Raw genomic sequence first — 16,001 nt, 5'->3', positions numbered from 1 at the left:
ACTTCAATAGGAATCGGTCACTTCGCACGGCCACTGATAACTCGTCTTCGAATTCTAAGAACTCCACTGGAACCGAAGGGGGTGACAACTCGTGACAACCGGCTACGTGGTCAACCTCGACAATGGGCATAACGGCTACTGCGTCGAGAGCCTCATCGGCGTCACCTACTGCGGTGAAACGTTCGATCCCACGGCTCTCAAGCGCGAATCGTATGCGATCAATCGCGGTCACGACCATCCGCACAACACGCTCTGCTTCGACTGCTCGAAGGCCGACTCGCGAAAACTCCGTGGCGCGGCGCGAGGTGAACTCAAGGGATGACCGTCTTCGAAGACACCCTCGAACTCTGGCAGAATGCCCTTGAGCACGATGACATCGCGACAATCACGGGCGTGCCCTCGCTCGAGACGCTCCTGGAGGCACACGACCGCTTCGCGGAGTTTGGTAACGAGCCTCGCGACGGCTGTCTCGTCATCTCGATCGATATGGCCCGCGAGATCCCGCGTGGCTGGGTCGAGATCGAGGGGCCAGCAGTTCCGCCAGGCCACGAGGAGTTCCAGCCGTTCGACGACATGATCTCGATCATCGGCGGCGTGGATCGTAGCGCGTTCGTCTGCCGATCGGACGCTGTCCGACTCGACATGACGATCTTGGATCCCGACGGGGTCGTCGCGATCGACTTCGATGGAGGTGACCAGACCGATGTCTAAACAAGAAGAACGGGCCCTCGAGGCCCTCCCACCGAGTGCGAAGTTCGTGTACAAAATCCTCGAATACGAGGCACCACTCACACAGAAAGAGATCATCGAGGAGACACAGCTGACTCAGCGGACCGTCTACAATGCGCTTCAAGATCTCGAAAAGATCGACGTCATCGACAGCCATCCCCTGCGGACAGATCTTCGTCAAGACGTCTACTATCTAAAGTAAGCCTCGTCGTTTCTAGATGATCGCTCAATACAGGGCAAGCAGTTACCCAAGCGGCTATCGATCTATCCGAACTATGCCAAAAGCCACCTGCTGAATATAGAGGCTGTATCCAGCTCGGCAGCACCTACGCACTACACACTTCCTTCAATTGATTGGGAGACCGGTCGAGACTGCTGTCCCGGCAGCATCTAGTAGCATCGAATGATTTCAAGTGTCTACTTTGGAATGTCAACCTATCTGATCCCGAATCAGGAATACCAAATCTCCTATAACGGCTCCGAGACCAACAACATCTCGTCATCAATAATGTAGCCGTATTCGTACTCGTCCTCTTTTAGGAACTATTGTTGTGACGTTCGGCGGACTAGTAAGTGCAACGGTGACCGGCCTAATTATATCTGCCATCCTCGCCGCGGCTACGTTCGGTATCGTCGCCCACGGCCTCGACGTGTTGTTGGAGTTCGGTGACCTGCGCTTCGAGCTGCGCGAACTGTGTTTCGAACTCGGCCTGAAGCTCCTCGAGGTTGTCTTCAATGCCTTCGAAGACAGCGAGGGTCTGGTCTTCGACACCCGCGTGGGCGTCCAGAACCGCCTCGAACTGCTCGTCGAGGGCCACGATAACCCTCTCGAAGAGTTCGTCGACGGACTCACTGCCTTCCTGCGCGTTCGCCTCGACGGCCTCGATGGCTTCGGCCTGGTTGGCTTCGGTGGCGTCGAGTTGTTCGTCCACGGTGGCGCGGAAGTCACCGAGTATCTCCTGCTGACCGGGCGTCGTGGACTCGACGGCGTCGAAGTACACGTCGACAACCGTACGGACGGCGTCGTAGCTGCGCTCGTTTGCCTGCTTTGCGGGGCCGAAGTCGACGAATGCCTCGCCGAATTCCTGCTGGGTGTCGACACCGCGTTTGACGGCTTCGTGTGTCTGTTCGATCGCGTTTCGCTGGAGGTCGAATACGGCACTGACGGGAGAGTTGGTTTCGCTCATTGTAGTTGAACGGAGGGGCCGCACACGGATATATATGCCTCTGAATGCCATTCAATACCATCAGATGTTTTTTCATGACGAAGGTTCTGATACACGGTAGCTCACGTCCCAACAGGTACCGCTGTTGCGGGAGCGCCGATGCTGTGAAATGCGACTGCATGACACGGGTCGGTCGGCTACGAACTCCGATGGACGGGAGATTCTTGGGCCGGGCTGATGGATACGCGCTGTGGGTCTTGTTTAGATGGTCGAAATCATCAGAGTTAGGCCCTGAGCGATTGTTCGATGTTTCTGACGGCGGCCTTAAGGACGAGTTCTCGGAACTGTCCAAACCACGTTCTTGCCTTAAGTGTTGAACCGAATCGCTTGCGCAACGCGAAAAACATCGATTCTGCGATAGACCGTTGATGGTAGGTTTCATCATTAATCCGAGCATTGTGTGTGGCATCGAGCGAGTAGAACTCACGATGCTTGATCACCGGTCTAATCCCCTCGTTTCGCAGCATCTGGCGGAGTTCATCCCAATCAAACCCTTTGTCAGCGACGACGGTTTCCACGTTGCTGAGGTTTCTTTTCAGGACTTGCCACGCAATCTGCGTGTCATGTGGTAGGTTCATCGAGCAGTGTATATCGAGAATAGCTCGCGTGGAACAGTCTACGAGAATAGTGGTTTTGACCGACTCAAACGTCCCTTTGACGCGTTTTGCGTAGTTATGGCTGGACGAGCGATGAGCGATGCAGGTTGAGTCGATTGCTTGTACCTCTCCGGTATCGAATAGTTCCGCCGACAGCTGCAACAGCATCCGCCAGACGGGCATCTTGAGATCCTGTTTTCGAACACAAACGGTGGTGAAGTCCGGCAACTCATCCGGTGAAAGGCCGAGTTTGGCGACAATAGCTGGCATTTCTCGAAGAACGTCTAGCAACCGTCGGTAGGAGTGATCGAGGTATTCCCGAAGACCATGGATCGCTACGATCACCCAATCAGCGTAGCCACCCTTTCCTTTGCTGAGAGGTTCTTTCGAACCGCTTCCGACAGCTTTTTGAGACAATTCGACGCATCGTTCGGTGAAGCGGGCCAGTTTGGAGTGCACATCCACCTGTGCTCGCTTCATTTCCTAGAATTCCCGACATAGAGGCAATATTACTAGCGTCTAAACACGGCCCGCGCCCTGTATTTAGCACGGCCTTAGGGACCTACCGAACTGTTGCCAGAAACAGCGTGCTGCATACAGAGGATGCGTTCAGCACGACCATTGAATTTGTTTCGTGCCGAAGATTCTGAACCGACCGCTCAGTAGATATACGTGTGTATCATTCTGCTCACGGAAGACATATGCATCCGAACCAGTAAACTCGGGGACATGCTCTCTCGACGAACGGTACTCGGTACTGTTGGGTCTGGCGTCCCGCTCGCCCTTGCAGGGTGTCTGAACTCCGCCGAGCGCGTCGACGCGTACATACAGTTCAAAGCTATCGACGGCCTCATCGAGGAGCCCGGCCGGACCGTAGAGGTGCCCGTCATCAACGTCGATGCCAGCTATGAGCCGAACGATGCTCCACCAGGACTCGTCCACCTCGGCGAGGAGTGGGCAGACCGGTTTCCGACGCCCCGAATGCCGGTCGTCTCCGATGCCCTTCACGACGCGTTTACTGAACAGTTCGATTCCGTACGCTACGTGGTCGGAACCACCAGTCCGGAGTGGGCCGAGGATGGCGAGTCGGTCGGCAGTTTTAACGTCGCGACGTCACGGGAGAACTTCAACCGGGTGCAGGTTCACAACAGGGTCACCGCCTCGTCGGATGGGACGTATCTCACGATCCACTCGGTTGACGGACTGTGGAACTTCGACTCGAACGACCGGTAGATGCACCCCATATACTGAGCGATCACCACCGTCGCAAATCGAGTCGAATCTCGTGCACCATTCGCGCCCTGTATCCAGCACCAGTTCACCGTTCTCCTCAAATTCTGTCAGAAGCAGTGTGCTGAATATAGAGAGGATGCGATCAGCAAACCGATTTCATTTGTTCCGGAGAATCTGAGCTGAACCTACCGATTACTAGGGCGTATCAAGTGGAGAATATACACCTTGTCTCTTACACCGTTTCAGGGATCGTCGAGCCACTTTCAAAAAAGGGCGGCTGAATATATCCCGGGAGGTTCAGCACTTCACGCAGACGATGGGGGCCAGCAAGTTCGCCGAATCGTATTGGTTCGCGATGGGCCCTGACCGAGATATCCTTGTTAACCGTTCGGACCGTCGATATCGGGGTACTTTGTTCCTCGACAGCGATTAGAGCGATATGACCGACGATCCTTCGAGGCTGCTGGACTCAGTGGCTGGTACTATGCAACGGACGACGATACGCGCAGTATGAGTCAGGAACTACCGAATGAGTGGTTCGTTACTGACACGCGAACAAATGCTGTGATCACGTGGGTGCTTACTGGAATCCTCGCCACTGCAGTAATCGCGCACCTCTTCGTGGGCTACTTCGTTGGGGCAGCGTTCGCCACTGTCGCGACGGCAACTGCGGTAGTTCCACCGCTGGTTGTCCGTTCATGGACACACACGCTCCCGTGGCCACTTCTCGTCGTCGCGTCGCTTCCGCTTGTCCTCGGACCACTCCAGCCAGCGTTCCTCGGCCAGTTTTTCGTTGGTGTCGGCGTCGCGGTGCTCGGCATGCTCGTCGTCAGCACGCTCCAACTCACGACGACGCTTCAGATGACACCCGCCTTCGCCGTGTTCTTCGTCTGTATCACCACGCTCGCCGTCGCCGGATTCTGGGCGGTCGGCTCGGCGTTTAGTGCGGCCTATCTCGGCGACACGTTCGTTGAGACGAACGACGACCTCATGCTAATCTTCAGCGTCGCGCTCGTCGCGGGGCTCGTTTCGGGCTTCACCTTCTGGCTGTACTTCCGGTGGCAACTCCGACGCGAACAGTCGCCACCACGAGGGGTGGAATCGACGTGACGATCCGCGAGCGGTTGAGACTCACCGCCAAACAGGCTGCCCTACTCGTCCGCGTACTCCAACTCCTCATGATCGTAATCCTCGTGACTGGATTGTGGTTCGGGAGTCTGGGCATAGTGGTCAATGCGACTACCGGTCTTCTCGTCTCGCAACTCCCCGCCCTTTTCAAGCGGCGGTACGGATTCACGATGGACGTCGGACTCGTCCTCTGGATCACGGTCCCGATGGTCCTCCACGCGCTCGGAACAGTACCGCTGCCCGGACTCGGTTTTCTGACGCCGTACCAGGCCGTGTGGTGGTGGGACCACCTGACCCACGCGCTCTCTTCCTCGCTCGTGGCAGGCGTCGGTTACGCGACCGCACGAGCGCTGGACGTACACACCGACGCCGTCGATTTTCCGCCGACGTTTCTGTTCGTGTACCTCCTCATCTTCATGATGGCGTTCGGTGTCGTCTGGGAACTCTACGAGTTTTACGTCACCATCGCAGCGCAACTCCTCGGTATCCCTGACATTCTCACGCAGTACGGTCTTGAAGACACCGTCCTCGATCTCACGTACGACTTGCTCGGTGCCCTCCTCGTCTCCGTTCTCGGAACCGCGTACCTCACGGACGTTTCGAACCAGCTAGCCGACCTATTGGACACTCGAGCGCCCTGACGACCCAGATCTTCCCCAACTGTGCGCGTTGGGAAGCGAAACGGGACGCAGATTCCGATCGTCAATCCGGCAGGATGCGATCGTACAACGAAGCGACGACGTATCCACTGGTAAACCCGTCCAGAAACGCCCAGCCAGCACCAATGATGAGTCCGGACCTGGTCTCATTGAAGCCGCGGTACATGTCCGCGAGTAGCTCTTCCCACCGTTTTCCCCACCCCACTCGAGCAGTGAGACCGATAGCCGCCACCGCGCCCGCCCAAAATATTCCACACGCTAACCCGAACGCATTTGGTTCCAGTCGAGACGGTTCCGAAATCGTGGTCCGGCGCGGTTCTTGCATCGTCTCAGAATCTGATTGTTGCACTTTGGTGCCGATCCAGTTGCTCATAGTAACACCTCTCTCGAACCGTGACAGCGGGTCTGTCTCGATCGGCTCACACCGACACACGGCAACCCCGTATATAATACCATGACGATACTATTCCGCAAATTACTGTCAGCATGATGGTACGGGTCGGTGAACGATAATCCCGACGTGAGACCTGTTCCGCCGTACTGACCGATCTAACCTGCCAGGTATTGAGAGATAATCCTCCGCGCTATCTTGCAGAGATCAACGAACTGCCGAGTCGCTGTCACGAGCGGCGTGCCGAATACAGAGCATGAGTGCAACACGACGACATCGTTTGTTTCACGGCGAAACCGGCGAACCATTCGCTCACTTCACGTGCTTACTGATCGGTGATGATCTCTCTGAGTTCGGGTAGCATAGGTAACGAATCAACTCGAGTGCGAGTAACCCAGTCGAAACCAATGATCGATTCGTCTTCGGGGGTATTACTAATGTCTACTGTCCCGTCGACTACTTCGCACTCGAAAACCGTTGCTACTACGCCCTTCGCGCGCCCGTCCCAAGTGTACGAATACACGTCGATCGGATCTCCAACGGTGATCTCGAGGGACGTTTCCTCCCTCACTTCACGGACGACTGCGTCTCTCGGGTCTTCGCCAATCAATGCCCGTCCACCCGGCACCTCCCACACGTCGCTCCCATCGGGCGTTCGTTGTTTAATGAGGAGAACTCGACCCTCGTTCTCAATGAGACCCCGAACCGAGGCGTGGGCAGGTTGATCCATAGAATTCGATACCGTGCGCGGGAAATGTCATTTTTGATTCGAATGATCACTTCGCATCCTGTACTGACCGATCACTAATCCTTGCAGATCGCCTCTCGGTACGTTCCACATTCGCGCTGTGTATTCAGCACAGCTCTATTAACATCTATATTTCCTGATGAAAGCATTCACGTTAGGTTTGCACGAGTAGTGTGCATCTGCCCTATCGGGTCTGAATTGTTCAATACAGAGCAGCCACAGACCGCCGATCAATGGCAACCAGTAGTAGTATGCCACGTGAGGAGACAATACGTTCGCTCGCGAACGACAGCTATGGCCCCGTCACACGTCCTTGTCCCGCTGGACGGCTCTCCATTGGCCAAGGATGCTCTCGAACATGCACTTGACGTATTCGACTGTGAGATCACCGTCTTGAACGTCGTGACACCACTTGATACGAACATGAGCGAAGGAGGCATTCTGGAAGTGGAGGAATCACGGCTTGATGCGGCCTATACCCAAGCTGATCGACTGATCGAGCGTGCCCGCGATCGGAGTGGAGCGGTAGGCCGATCAATTGAAACAACAGTCGAAACCGGTGAACCAGCAGACACAATCCTCGCTTATATCGATACGAGCAACGTCGATCATGTCGTGCTGGGGGGGCACGGAGGTCCCCCCAGCCCATTTCATCGTCTACTCGGCACTGTTGCAACTACCGTCGTCAACAAAGCCTCCGTGTCGGTAACAGTTATCCGGTGACACAACCAACTCTTAAACCGATCTAATTCAGCTCCGGTAGTGGATACACTTTCAGTGTTCTGTTCGCAGATCTACTGAACGGTTAATTCATTAACGTTGGAGTGAAACAAAGAACGCCGTCGTGCTGAACGCATCCTTCGTATTCAGCAGGCGATTTCTGATAGAATCTGTATAGGTCAAGTCCGATCGTGCGGAATACAGGGTGCGAATGTTGCACGGATTGTCACTTGACAATGGCTTGGTCGGGCCGCTCAGTCTAAGGAGGATGATTATCACTGGCCGAAGTTATTCTTGGTAGTGATTTGGATTGCCAAATGATCGGCAAAACCGGACTGAACTACTGTTCGGTTAGTCTGATCGGTACTCTCTTAGCAGTCCTCCGCCACCGACAAGAGCCCCGAAAACCCCGAGTATTCCGAGTCCAATTCCCCAGATCCAGTCAACCCACCGCTCCACATCCGCTCGGTCGCAGAAGTCGTCGCCGCTCGAACTACAGAACGAATCGGAGTCGCCGTACACTTTGCTTCCAGTTTGAAGAATTGTGTAGTACTTCCCACCGTGCTCTACGAGGTGGTTTGGATGGGGAACGGGTTGTGTGGAGACGGTCTTCCCTTCTTCTAGCGCATCGCGTTCTGTATCCGTCAGTCGATCACTGTCAAGAGCTAACGCGGCGAATGCGTCCGAGGCATCCGTTCGCTCGAATTCGAACTCGAAATCATTGGTAGCCGTAAGTCGATAGAACTCACCGTCGAAGTACGCGTAGCGAAATTCACTCGAAATGCCGGTGGAATTGACCTCGCCGTTGTACTCTCGGAAAGCGAGGCTGCATTCTCTGGTACCCGTCGGCAAACAAACGATGTTCTCATCGACGTTTGTGACCGAAGCTTGCGCATCTCGGCGTTCCTCGCCGGTGTCTACGTCTGTCAGAACGAGTTCACCGTCCTCATGAGTCACTTCGAAGGCCGTATACTGCTGCACTTTCGTTTCGGAATCTGCGATACCGCCACCGGTCAACAGAACAGCGATCCCAAGAACCAACAACAAGAGATATATTGCTCGTGGATGCTGCAAGTTCATTCCTGTAATAACGAAACCGGGTACATGTCTCTTTTCGCAATGTCATTTCCGAGAGGAGTGATATAAACGATGGCAATGTGATGCATCCATTCTCCGTATCTCGCACGCTCCTTCTGACACTATCTCGGTAGTTCGTCGAGTCTCTGCAAGATACAGGGCGGGTATCTCGTACGCTCGCCGGATGTGACCAATTGAGCGCGGCCAACTATCGTACAGAACGTTCCGTGTCAGCTGTATCTGCGGTCGTGATCGCTACCAGGAGGCGGTTGAGGCACCTCTTCGGTATTCGTGAGTGTCGCCGCTCCCCAGATTACTGTAATTATCACTGCGAGCAGCACCCAGTGAGAGTAATAGAATACGTCTCCGACTTCGATCGTTTCGGAGACGAAATTAATCCATCCGTGAAGAAGGATAATGCCGAGGATGCTGCGTGAGGTGTGATTATAGACCCACGTGAATACGACTGATAGCGCGACAATGCCGATCATGAACAGCCAGAACCCGAGTGTGGCGAATCCAACTTCCTCGCGTTGAAATGAGCCTTCGATAAAGAATAACGGGAGGTGCCAGACGGCCCAGACCACGCCTAACAGCACGCTGGCACTCAGCGCGGACCAGTTCATCTGAAGCCGGTCTAACGCATAGCCTCGCCATCCTAATTCTTCGAGAATAGGCGGGAGTGTGGCGAAAAATAGCGCAGGCAGGATCGCAAGTGGATTCACGCCAAATTCCTGCACCCCTTCGCCCCATGTCGCACCTGACCCACCTAATAGCATACTTACTGCTGCGGCTGTGACAGTCACTGCCAGCGGAAGCAGAAGTATCACGAGGAACCACCGAACGCCGATTCGGCGAACTTGTTTGAGGCGATTCCAGAAATCCGCCCGTCCTCGATCATCGTACACAAGGTACACAAACCCAATACCGGCAGCTCCAGGGCCAACAAGGCCGATTAGTAGCAACACGAGGCCTGCGGCGCTGTCAAACCTTACCTCAAGAGCGATTGCTGCCAGCCAGAATCCCCACGTTATGGCGAATGTGACGGCAAAGAACAGCCATGGATTCCCGATTGAGACGGACGTATTGCCAATCGTTCGATGCGCAGTCTGTTCCATACTCCATTTACGGCCTGGACACAGTTAACATAGAGTGGAATGTAGACTCCCTCCATACTGTAAGTCAGCGGTCAACACCCCCAATGGATACACTCACCGTACAGGGCGCATCCTACGTGCTGAATCCATCCTCTATATTCAGCACACAGTTTTTGATATCTTCCGGACAGATCAGTCGTCGCTCCGTTACCTACTTGCTATTCTGAGCGATTCACCACCGTCGCAGATCGAGCCGAATCTCGTGCACCATTCGCGCTGTGAGTTCAGCACAGGTTGTTCAAACTTCTGGGCTTCTGTCAGAAGTGGCGTGACCGACTCAGAGGATGAGTTCAGCACAACGACTTGATTTGTTTCACGCCGAAGCCGATGCACCAACTGGTCAGTAGACCTGCTCATGTCATGTGCATACCTTTCACAGTCATCTGCCGTTCACTTCCGTGTCCCACTGCCAGCGAACCACCCGGCCAGGCCGAGCAGTATCAACCCCGAAACGCCTGTAATAACGACCGGTTCTGTATCGGTATGGGTTGTACCAGAAAATACAATTGCCCACTTTATCCAGTGGAGGCCTACTATACCGAGGGCACCAGCCACACCGAGATGCCACCCAGTATGGTGGGCGTCGGTTGCCCAGCGATGAATGAGATGTGCAGCAGCGGTACCGACCAGTCCGAGAAGAAAGAGTTCTGCGATAAACACCGCTGGATCGAAGGCATCTGGGTAGTTTAGTCCCAGTATCGTAGTAACTCCCAGTGGATTGAATCTAAGTAGAAGGGTGCCAAGTGGAACCGCCTCTCGAAGACCGTACACCCCTGCAAGGAGTACCGTAGCGAGAATGGTATTCTGGAGAAACGAGTTCCACCGCATATGCATCACCCATATTTCAGTCTACTATGTGATGATTGTTTTGCCTGTACTTAGCGGTCATTAACGTCGCAAACCGAGTCGAATCTTGTGGCACATTCGCGCCCTCTATTCAGCAGAAACTGAGCGATCTGCCGATCTGCTGAATTCATCCTCTGTATGCAGCACGCCGTTCGTGACAGCAGATCGGTAACGATAGGGTACAGCGTTAACGGTAGGATTCGTGGCCTACAATAACAAGCTGTGACCTTGTTACTTCATTCCATGGTTAAATGTACTCGATGCGGCCGTGATGTGGATGATCTTCAAAGCATCACGCCAGATGTTATCACGAAAGAACTAATCGACTCAATCGATCGCGGCGAAGAAGACCTTGCCGGGGAGGATGATATGAAAGTTTGCGCCGAGTGTATGGATGAACTGAAGGGAGACTGAAAACGAAACTGGTATCATTACTGACGATTTCAGCACGATCTGGATTACAAGATTCGCGCCCTGTATTCAGCAGATCCTGACCGAAATCTCGATTCGCTATCACGAGCGGCGTGCTGAATAGGGAGCATGCGTTCAACACGACGGCTTTGTTTGTTTCCCGCCGAAGACAATGAACCAATTGTTTGGTAGATCGGCGTAGTTGGCAGGAGATAGTAGCGTATTGACAATTCGGAACAACTATGACCTCAGACTATATCTTATCAAATATGTTGGTTATTCATACTACAATTCCATTCGATTTAGCGCAGCGGGAGGAAGCGATGGAACTCGTGTCTGATCTCGTTGAATACTCGAAGACCGAAGACGGAACCGTCCGGTACCGCGCAATGATGGACATCGACGACCCCAGCGTCATGCGGTTTTTTGAGCAGTACGAAGATGCTGCTGCTGCCGAAACGCACACCAAATCCACGCAATACCGCAGATTTGTCAAGTCACTTCCAAACCTCGTAGATGGGAAGATCGAAACGATTCAGTTTGAGACTGATGAGATAGAGTGTGCAGAGTTCACAGCAAGTGATGCTGCCGCGGCACTTGATTGAACCGCTGACTGATATATAATCCATCTGTGCTGAACGATCACCACTTTCGCAGATTGAACAGGATATCCTGTGCTACACTCGCGCCCCGAGTGCAGTACACTTTGAACGGACTACCGGTCACTGTCAAAACCGACGTGACCGACTCAGAGGATGGATGCAGCAAACCGACATCGTTTATTCCAAGCGATTCGTGCTGAAGCAGCCGATCAGTAGACCTGCGGATTTGTCAGCGGTTATGAGGGTGAAACTCGGTCAAACAATCCTGGATAATCAATGACGAGTCCATCCGGATCAACCGGTAACTCGGCCGTGAAGCCACTGGATATGCTTTCATAGCGATACCGTCCGCCATCCTCGTCGATTGGATCGAGGCAGGTGTACCTCTGAGAGGTAGCCTCAACACGTAATTCGGGCACCGCAATATATGCAATCTGCACCTCGGCTGACTCGTTCTGGTCAAGTTCCAAACGTCGAATTGGTAGTGTATTGCTGAACGGCGTTGCTGAAATGTCCACGTCGATGCATCCATTCAGTGCCGAAACCTCCTTTCCTTGTCCATCAGTCCATTTGCCTTCCCCATCGGCCCGAAGTGTTATCGATTCTGATTCCCGGCCGAGGGCGGCAACGTCCACTCGCTGAACGTGATATTGGCGGTCGCACTCAACTTCGTAGCGGACACGAAACGATGCGCCATCGACCGAACCGATGACGACACTCTCAGCAGCGACACCTGCTGAGTCCTCGATGAGATGTAGAGATTCTATCCCAACCCCGGCAACCGGTGACCAGAATATGTCTCGGTTCATATACCGAATAATGTTGTGGGCGCGGATTACCATATCTTTTCATATACTGAATTCTCTGTATCTACCGGTCTGATGCCGTTCCATTCGAACCTTCTGTGCTGCACACGCGCCCTGTATTCAGCAAAACCTGATCGAGTTACCGAGTCGCTGTCAAAAGTGGCGTGCTGAATACAGAGGGTGTATTCAGCAGACCTTGTGCTACGGTAACAGCTAACGCGATTCGTGTAGTAGGAGAACGTAAGACATGGTAACAGTTAACGACTTCCGAGAAACGCTTCGGGGCACTTTGATCCAGCCCCACGATAAGGGCTACCACGAGGCCCGTGCGGTCTGGAACGGGACGATCGACCGCCGTCCTGCGGCCATCACCAAGTGTGCAGGCACCGCGGATGTGATCGCGGCTGTGAATTTCGCACGGGAGCACGACCTCGAAATCGCGGTACGCGGCGGCGGCCACAACGTTGCCGGCACCGCCGTCTGCGACGACGGAATCGTCATCGACCTCTCAGAGATGCGAGCCGTATGGGTCGACCCTCGCGCACGGACCGCCCGGGTACAGGGCGGTGCCCTGTGGAGTGATGTCGATCACGAAACCCAGGCCCACTGCTTGGCAACCACGGGCGGTATCGTCAGCCACACCGGCGTCGCCGGACTCACACTCGGCGGTGGGATCGGCTGGCTGATGCGCAAGCACGGCCTCACCGCCGACAACTTGCTCTCCGCCGATGTGGTGACCGCCGATGGCGAGTTCATCCGAGCCTCGGACGACGAGCACTCCGACCTGTTCTGGGCGCTACGAGGCGGCGGCGGAAACTTCGGGATCGTGACCTCTTTCGAGTTTGCCCTCCACCCGGTCGGTCCCATGGTGCTCGCCGGCCCCGTGTTCTGGGCGGCGGACGACACCGCCGACGTGCTACGCTTTTATCGCGACTTCGCGCGGGATGCTCCCGACGAGCTTGGCACCGTCATCAGGTTCGGGACTATTCCTCCCCTCCCAGCCGTCCCCGAGGAGCTTCACTGGCGACCCGCCGTGGCCATCAACGCCTGCTACGCCGCGCCAGTCGACGAGAGTGAACGCGTCCTCCGACCGTTGCGTGAGCACGGCACACCGATTCTCGACCTGGTCTCCCCCAAGCCCTATCTGGCGCACCAGAGCGGGCTTGACAGCACCGTCCTCCATGGATGGCACTACTACTGGAAGTCGACCGATCTGCCGGAGCTGTCCGACGACCTGATCGACGTGTTCGTCGACCACGCCTTCTCGGCGGAGTCACCTCGCTCGTACTCGGTGCTATTCCATCTCGGCGGAGCGGTGAGCCGCGTCGATAATGATGCCACCGCCTACACCGGTCGGAACTCACCTCACAACATCAACATCAACGGTATATGGCGTCCCGACGAGGAAGAGGAGTACGCCGAGTCGGAAACAGCGTGGACCCGTCGGTTCTTCGACGCGCTCGAACCCCATCGAGAGGGGGTCTACGTGAATTTCCTCGACGCCGATGACGACATCCAACGAGTCCGCGAATCCTACGGTGAGTACACCTACCGGCGGCTCGCCAGCATCAAGACCGAATACGATCCCGAGAACGTGTTCCATCTCAACCAGAACATTGAACCGACCGTCTGAGAAGTTCTCCCTCGATATTCCTTCGAAGTACCGGTTGATCCGACAAAGCTTGATGAATACGCGTCCTCTATTCAGCAGAAACTGAATGATCTACCGATCTGCTGTCAAGAACGGCGTGCTGAATACAGAGGGTGCATACAGCAAATCAACTCCGTTTGTTTCGAACGATCTGTAGTGGATCAGCCGATCAGTAGATCTGCATAGTGAGCGTTCGATGGAGGTGAGTTGGATTTACTACCGACTGTCGATGCCTCGCTCAATTCGCTTTACCGTCAGCCGCCGCCACCGGCGACACCGCTACCGATTGCTGCGCCACAATTGTTGCAGGCGACCACGTAGAACCGTTTGGAGGACCGAAAGAGTCCCGCTATCTTCGCGTCCAAGTCTTTGAACTCGACATCCGATTCCTCAGATATCTCGTGCTCACATTCAGGGCAGTGTACCATCGAGTTTCAGTAGCTCGGGAGCCGGTAAATATTTTCTCCATACTGAACAGTAACCACGTCTGAGAACTGTCCAATCTGACTCACGATCGGGCTGACAAGGTAATTAAGCCCAAAACGGCAACCGCGACAGTTGTCAGCCACACAGTCCTCGTCTCCTCAGAGACAATGTGAGCCGTAAAGCTACCCCCGAATATGCCACCAAGCGGTCCAGAAATGATAACGATTGAAATTGCGTCACCCACCGAGACCTCCGAATTTCCCACGGTGGAAAGAGTCTCACCAACGCCCATAGAAGAAATTGGCCGCCGATAAAGTATAATCCTACCTACGTTCTGTCTGTCTGTTCGCTCACTCCTTCACCTGTACTGAGCGCCCACCTGCCCTTGATGACTGGCCATCATCTCGTGCCACGTTCGCGCCCTCTATGCGGCAGCGGCTGCCCATTCTGCGTGAACACTGTCAGAAACGCGCTGACTACAGAGCATACATCCATCACGTCGCGTCCATTACGTTCGAGCCGATGGGGATGAGCCAACCGCTATGTGGAGACGCACGCTGAACGGTCAAGTCTTCTTTTTGAGATAGGTAGCTCCGTTTTTGTATGTGATGACATACGAGATGATCGGTGCAATTAGTAATAGAGGAATCCAATAAAAAATCATGGTGAACGGGTCGGGCGGCGAAACGACTGCCGCGATCATAGTCGCAAGGACGGACAACAGCAACGTTATCGCTAAAAATCGAAGGAGTTTTTCGGAGTTCATATTTCAATTATGTTATATACACGATATATGTCTTGTGTCATAGGCGGGGCCTGTATCCAGATTATGCCCCCTTCCTGTGTTCATCCTACTGAACGCTACTTGCTTGACCCGCGCTGAGCGATTCCCCTCCCACGTGATCGGCCACCAACTCGTGCCACGTTCACGCTTTGTACTTCCAGCGACTCGATAAGCTGCCGAGATAGTATCAAGCGTGCCGAATTCAGAGGATGGATGCAGCAAACCGATGTCGTTTGTTCCAAGAGAGTTGTGGTGAATCAGTTGATCAGTAGACCTGCTTAGTTACACTGGATTGTAGCGGATTTTCATGCTGTTGAATCGTGTCGGTAGTAGTAATACTCGGTGAGCGTTCGGACGAGGCTTCCCCCGATAATCGGCAGGCCAAGCCCAATCATAATGAGCCAGAGACCGATGGTGCCTGGTCCTGACATAGTGCCCTCGGGGAGCGTACCGATGATGAACGTGAATATACCACCGAAAGGACGACGATGATGGCTTCCCCCGCACGGACGATACTGTACATCGGACGGTCGGCGAACCGGTCGGTCAGCGGGCGACCGGTTCTGGGAGATCGGTAGCCCACAAGCAGCGACTCAGCGGTGACGACAAGAGCGAACCCGAGACTGAGAGAGGGGATGAGGAAGAGACTAGTTACACTTTGGTCGGGAATAAGTCCGAAAACCACTCCCAACGCATAGGGAAGTGTGACGATGATGGCGGTGAGCTTGACGGCTTGCAGGGGCTTCGATTTGATGAACTGGATGAACATTTAGATTATTGAACAACTCAATCGATCAGATAAGGGTTTTGT

General features: G+C 54.5%; 20 protein-coding genes. 10 read left to right on the top strand and 10 right to left on the bottom strand.

Going from position 1 to position 16,001, the window contains the following annotated elements; all coding sequences use genetic code 11:
• Positions 1-91: 91 nt before the first annotated feature.
• From MUG98_RS05310 to MUG98_RS05300, 3 genes are read left to right on the top strand one after another with little or no spacing between them, the layout of a single operon-like run.
• Positions 92-322 (top strand): hypothetical protein, encoded by a 231-nt coding sequence (locus MUG98_RS05310; RefSeq protein ID WP_265111108.1) that lies wholly within the window; start codon positions 92-94, stop codon positions 320-322.
• Complete coding sequence (locus tag MUG98_RS05305) at positions 319-711, top strand: hypothetical protein (protein WP_265111107.1); 393 nt, start codon at positions 319-321, stop codon at positions 709-711. The genes MUG98_RS05310 and MUG98_RS05305 overlap by 4 nt, the downstream gene beginning before the upstream one ends.
• Positions 704-931 (top strand): HTH domain-containing protein, encoded by a 228-nt coding sequence (locus MUG98_RS05300; protein ID WP_265111106.1) that lies wholly within the window; start codon positions 704-706, stop codon positions 929-931. The genes MUG98_RS05305 and MUG98_RS05300 overlap by 8 nt, the downstream gene beginning before the upstream one ends.
• A gap of 388 nt (positions 932-1,319) precedes the next feature.
• Here the strand turns inward: MUG98_RS05300 and MUG98_RS05295 are convergent, their stop codons facing one another.
• Both MUG98_RS05295 and MUG98_RS05290 read right to left on the bottom strand, forming a co-directional pair.
• Positions 1,320-1,967: a hypothetical protein gene (locus MUG98_RS05295; RefSeq protein ID WP_265111105.1), complete on the bottom strand. Its 648-nt coding sequence runs from the start codon at positions 1,965-1,967 to the stop codon at positions 1,320-1,322.
• 212 nt (positions 1,968-2,179) lie between these two features.
• Positions 2,180-3,010 (bottom strand): IS5 family transposase, encoded by an 831-nt coding sequence (locus MUG98_RS05290; protein ID WP_265112545.1) that lies wholly within the window; start codon positions 3,008-3,010, stop codon positions 2,180-2,182.
• A 270-nt stretch (positions 3,011-3,280) separates the two neighbouring features.
• Between MUG98_RS05290 and MUG98_RS05285 the strand changes: the two genes are divergently transcribed.
• The 3 genes from MUG98_RS05285 (at position 3,281) to MUG98_RS05275 (ending at position 5,553) form a co-directional block, all read left to right on the top strand.
• The gene (locus tag MUG98_RS05285) at positions 3,281-3,784 is read left to right on the top strand and encodes a hypothetical protein (protein ID WP_265111104.1); all 504 of its coding nucleotides are present in this window, start codon (positions 3,281-3,283) and stop codon (positions 3,782-3,784) included.
• Positions 3,785-4,294: 510 nt separating this feature from the next.
• A complete protein-coding gene (locus MUG98_RS05280) occupies positions 4,295-4,894 on the top strand; it encodes a hypothetical protein (protein WP_265111103.1) in 600 nt (199 codons plus the stop codon).
• The gene (locus MUG98_RS05275; RefSeq protein ID WP_345779791.1) at positions 4,891-5,553 is read left to right on the top strand and encodes a DUF2238 domain-containing protein; all 663 of its coding nucleotides are present in this window, start codon (positions 4,891-4,893) and stop codon (positions 5,551-5,553) included. Before MUG98_RS05280 ends, MUG98_RS05275 begins: the two co-directional genes overlap by 4 nt.
• A 61-nt stretch (positions 5,554-5,614) precedes the next feature.
• Here the strand turns inward: MUG98_RS05275 and MUG98_RS05270 are convergent, their stop codons facing one another.
• Together MUG98_RS05270 and MUG98_RS05265 are read right to left on the bottom strand one after the other, a co-directional pair.
• Positions 5,615-5,944, bottom strand: a complete 330-nt coding sequence (locus MUG98_RS05270; protein ID WP_265111101.1) for a bacteriophage holin — start codon at positions 5,942-5,944, stop codon at positions 5,615-5,617.
• A gap of 343 nt (positions 5,945-6,287) precedes the next feature.
• Complete coding sequence (locus MUG98_RS05265; RefSeq protein WP_265111100.1) at positions 6,288-6,692, bottom strand: NUDIX hydrolase; 405 nt, start codon at positions 6,690-6,692, stop codon at positions 6,288-6,290.
• A 312-nt stretch (positions 6,693-7,004) separates the two neighbouring features.
• On the opposite strand from MUG98_RS05265, the gene MUG98_RS05260 reads away from it, so the two are divergent.
• Positions 7,005-7,433: a universal stress protein gene (locus MUG98_RS05260; RefSeq protein ID WP_265111099.1), complete on the top strand. Its 429-nt coding sequence runs from the start codon at positions 7,005-7,007 to the stop codon at positions 7,431-7,433.
• Between the two features lie 348 nt (positions 7,434-7,781).
• Here the strand turns inward: MUG98_RS05260 and MUG98_RS05255 are convergent, their stop codons facing one another.
• From MUG98_RS05255 to MUG98_RS05245, 3 genes are all read right to left on the bottom strand, one after another.
• A complete protein-coding gene (locus tag MUG98_RS05255) occupies positions 7,782-8,510 on the bottom strand; it encodes a DUF8127 domain-containing protein (protein WP_265111098.1) in 729 nt (242 codons plus the stop codon).
• Positions 8,511-8,737: 227 nt separating this feature from the next.
• Positions 8,738-9,625, bottom strand: a complete 888-nt coding sequence (locus MUG98_RS05250; protein ID WP_265111097.1) for a CPBP family intramembrane glutamic endopeptidase — start codon at positions 9,623-9,625, stop codon at positions 8,738-8,740.
• A 429-nt stretch (positions 9,626-10,054) separates the two neighbouring features.
• The gene (locus MUG98_RS05245) at positions 10,055-10,498 is read right to left on the bottom strand and encodes a hypothetical protein (RefSeq protein WP_265111096.1); all 444 of its coding nucleotides are present in this window, start codon (positions 10,496-10,498) and stop codon (positions 10,055-10,057) included.
• A 285-nt stretch (positions 10,499-10,783) separates the two neighbouring features.
• On the opposite strand from MUG98_RS05245, the gene MUG98_RS05240 reads away from it, so the two are divergent.
• Both MUG98_RS05240 and MUG98_RS05235 read left to right on the top strand, forming a co-directional pair.
• Positions 10,784-10,924: a hypothetical protein gene (locus MUG98_RS05240; protein WP_265111095.1), complete on the top strand. Its 141-nt coding sequence runs from the start codon at positions 10,784-10,786 to the stop codon at positions 10,922-10,924.
• Between the two features lie 266 nt (positions 10,925-11,190).
• The gene (locus tag MUG98_RS05235; protein WP_265111094.1) at positions 11,191-11,526 is read left to right on the top strand and encodes a putative quinol monooxygenase; all 336 of its coding nucleotides are present in this window, start codon (positions 11,191-11,193) and stop codon (positions 11,524-11,526) included.
• A gap of 233 nt (positions 11,527-11,759) precedes the next feature.
• Here the strand turns inward: MUG98_RS05235 and MUG98_RS05230 are convergent, their stop codons facing one another.
• Entirely contained in the window at positions 11,760-12,332 is a 573-nt protein-coding gene (locus MUG98_RS05230) for a putative glycolipid-binding domain-containing protein (protein ID WP_265111093.1), read from the bottom strand.
• Positions 12,333-12,576: 244 nt separating this feature from the next.
• Here MUG98_RS05230 and MUG98_RS05225 point away from each other — a divergent pair, with 244 nt between their 5' ends.
• Positions 12,577-13,962 carry an FAD-binding oxidoreductase gene (locus tag MUG98_RS05225; RefSeq protein ID WP_265111092.1) on the top strand — a complete coding sequence of 462 codons (1,386 nt, stop codon included), beginning with the start codon at positions 12,577-12,579 and terminating at the stop codon, positions 13,960-13,962.
• 1,009 nt (positions 13,963-14,971) lie between these two features.
• On the opposite strand, the gene MUG98_RS25510 is transcribed toward MUG98_RS05225, so the two are convergent.
• Together MUG98_RS25510 and MUG98_RS05220 are read right to left on the bottom strand one after the other, a co-directional pair.
• On the bottom strand, positions 14,972-15,109 hold the full coding sequence (locus MUG98_RS25510; protein ID WP_425601107.1) for a DUF7534 family protein: 138 nt from the start codon (positions 15,107-15,109) through the stop codon (positions 14,972-14,974).
• Between the two features lie 472 nt (positions 15,110-15,581).
• Entirely contained in the window at positions 15,582-15,959 is a 378-nt protein-coding gene (locus tag MUG98_RS05220) for a hypothetical protein (protein WP_265111091.1), read from the bottom strand.
• Positions 15,960-16,001: the final 42 nt, after the last annotated feature.

Origin of the sequence: Halosolutus halophilus, from assembly GCF_022869805.1 — an archaeon.
Taxonomy (GTDB): Archaea; Halobacteriota; Halobacteria; order Halobacteriales; family Natrialbaceae; genus Halosolutus; species Halosolutus halophilus.
Note: the sequence above shows the minus strand (reverse complement) of the source record. Positions and strands in the feature narration are given on the sequence as shown.

Excerpts from the sequence above, each read along its gene's own strand:
- MUG98_RS25510 (WP_425601107.1), bottom strand. The coding sequence starts at position 15,109 with ATGATCGCGGCAGTCGTTTCGCCGCCCGACCCGTTCACCATGATTTTT.
- MUG98_RS05230 (WP_265111093.1), bottom strand. The coding sequence starts at position 12,332 with ATGAACCGAGACATATTCTGGTCACCGGTTGCCGGGGTTGGGATAGAA.
- MUG98_RS05255 (WP_265111098.1), bottom strand. The coding sequence starts at position 8,510 with ATGAACTTGCAGCATCCACGAGCAATATATCTCTTGTTGTTGGTTCTT.
- MUG98_RS05225 (WP_265111092.1), top strand. The coding sequence starts at position 12,577 with ATGGTAACAGTTAACGACTTCCGAGAAACGCTTCGGGGCACTTTGATC.
- MUG98_RS05270 (WP_265111101.1), bottom strand. The coding sequence starts at position 5,944 with ATGAGCAACTGGATCGGCACCAAAGTGCAACAATCAGATTCTGAGACG.
- MUG98_RS05245 (WP_265111096.1), bottom strand. The coding sequence starts at position 10,498 with ATGCATATGCGGTGGAACTCGTTTCTCCAGAATACCATTCTCGCTACG.
- MUG98_RS05295 (WP_265111105.1), bottom strand. The coding sequence starts at position 1,967 with ATGGCATTCAGAGGCATATATATCCGTGTGCGGCCCCTCCGTTCAACT.
- MUG98_RS05305 (WP_265111107.1), top strand. The coding sequence starts at position 319 with ATGACCGTCTTCGAAGACACCCTCGAACTCTGGCAGAATGCCCTTGAG.
- MUG98_RS05250 (WP_265111097.1), bottom strand. The coding sequence starts at position 9,625 with ATGGAACAGACTGCGCATCGAACGATTGGCAATACGTCCGTCTCAATC.
- MUG98_RS05220 (WP_265111091.1), bottom strand. The coding sequence starts at position 15,959 with ATGTTCATCCAGTTCATCAAATCGAAGCCCCTGCAAGCCGTCAAGCTC.
- MUG98_RS05265 (WP_265111100.1), bottom strand. The coding sequence starts at position 6,692 with ATGGATCAACCTGCCCACGCCTCGGTTCGGGGTCTCATTGAGAACGAG.
- MUG98_RS05285 (WP_265111104.1), top strand. The coding sequence starts at position 3,281 with ATGCTCTCTCGACGAACGGTACTCGGTACTGTTGGGTCTGGCGTCCCG.
- MUG98_RS05235 (WP_265111094.1), top strand. The coding sequence starts at position 11,191 with ATGTTGGTTATTCATACTACAATTCCATTCGATTTAGCGCAGCGGGAG.
- MUG98_RS05300 (WP_265111106.1), top strand. The coding sequence starts at position 704 with ATGTCTAAACAAGAAGAACGGGCCCTCGAGGCCCTCCCACCGAGTGCG.
- MUG98_RS05280 (WP_265111103.1), top strand. The coding sequence starts at position 4,295 with ATGAGTCAGGAACTACCGAATGAGTGGTTCGTTACTGACACGCGAACA.
- MUG98_RS05260 (WP_265111099.1), top strand. The coding sequence starts at position 7,005 with ATGGCCCCGTCACACGTCCTTGTCCCGCTGGACGGCTCTCCATTGGCC.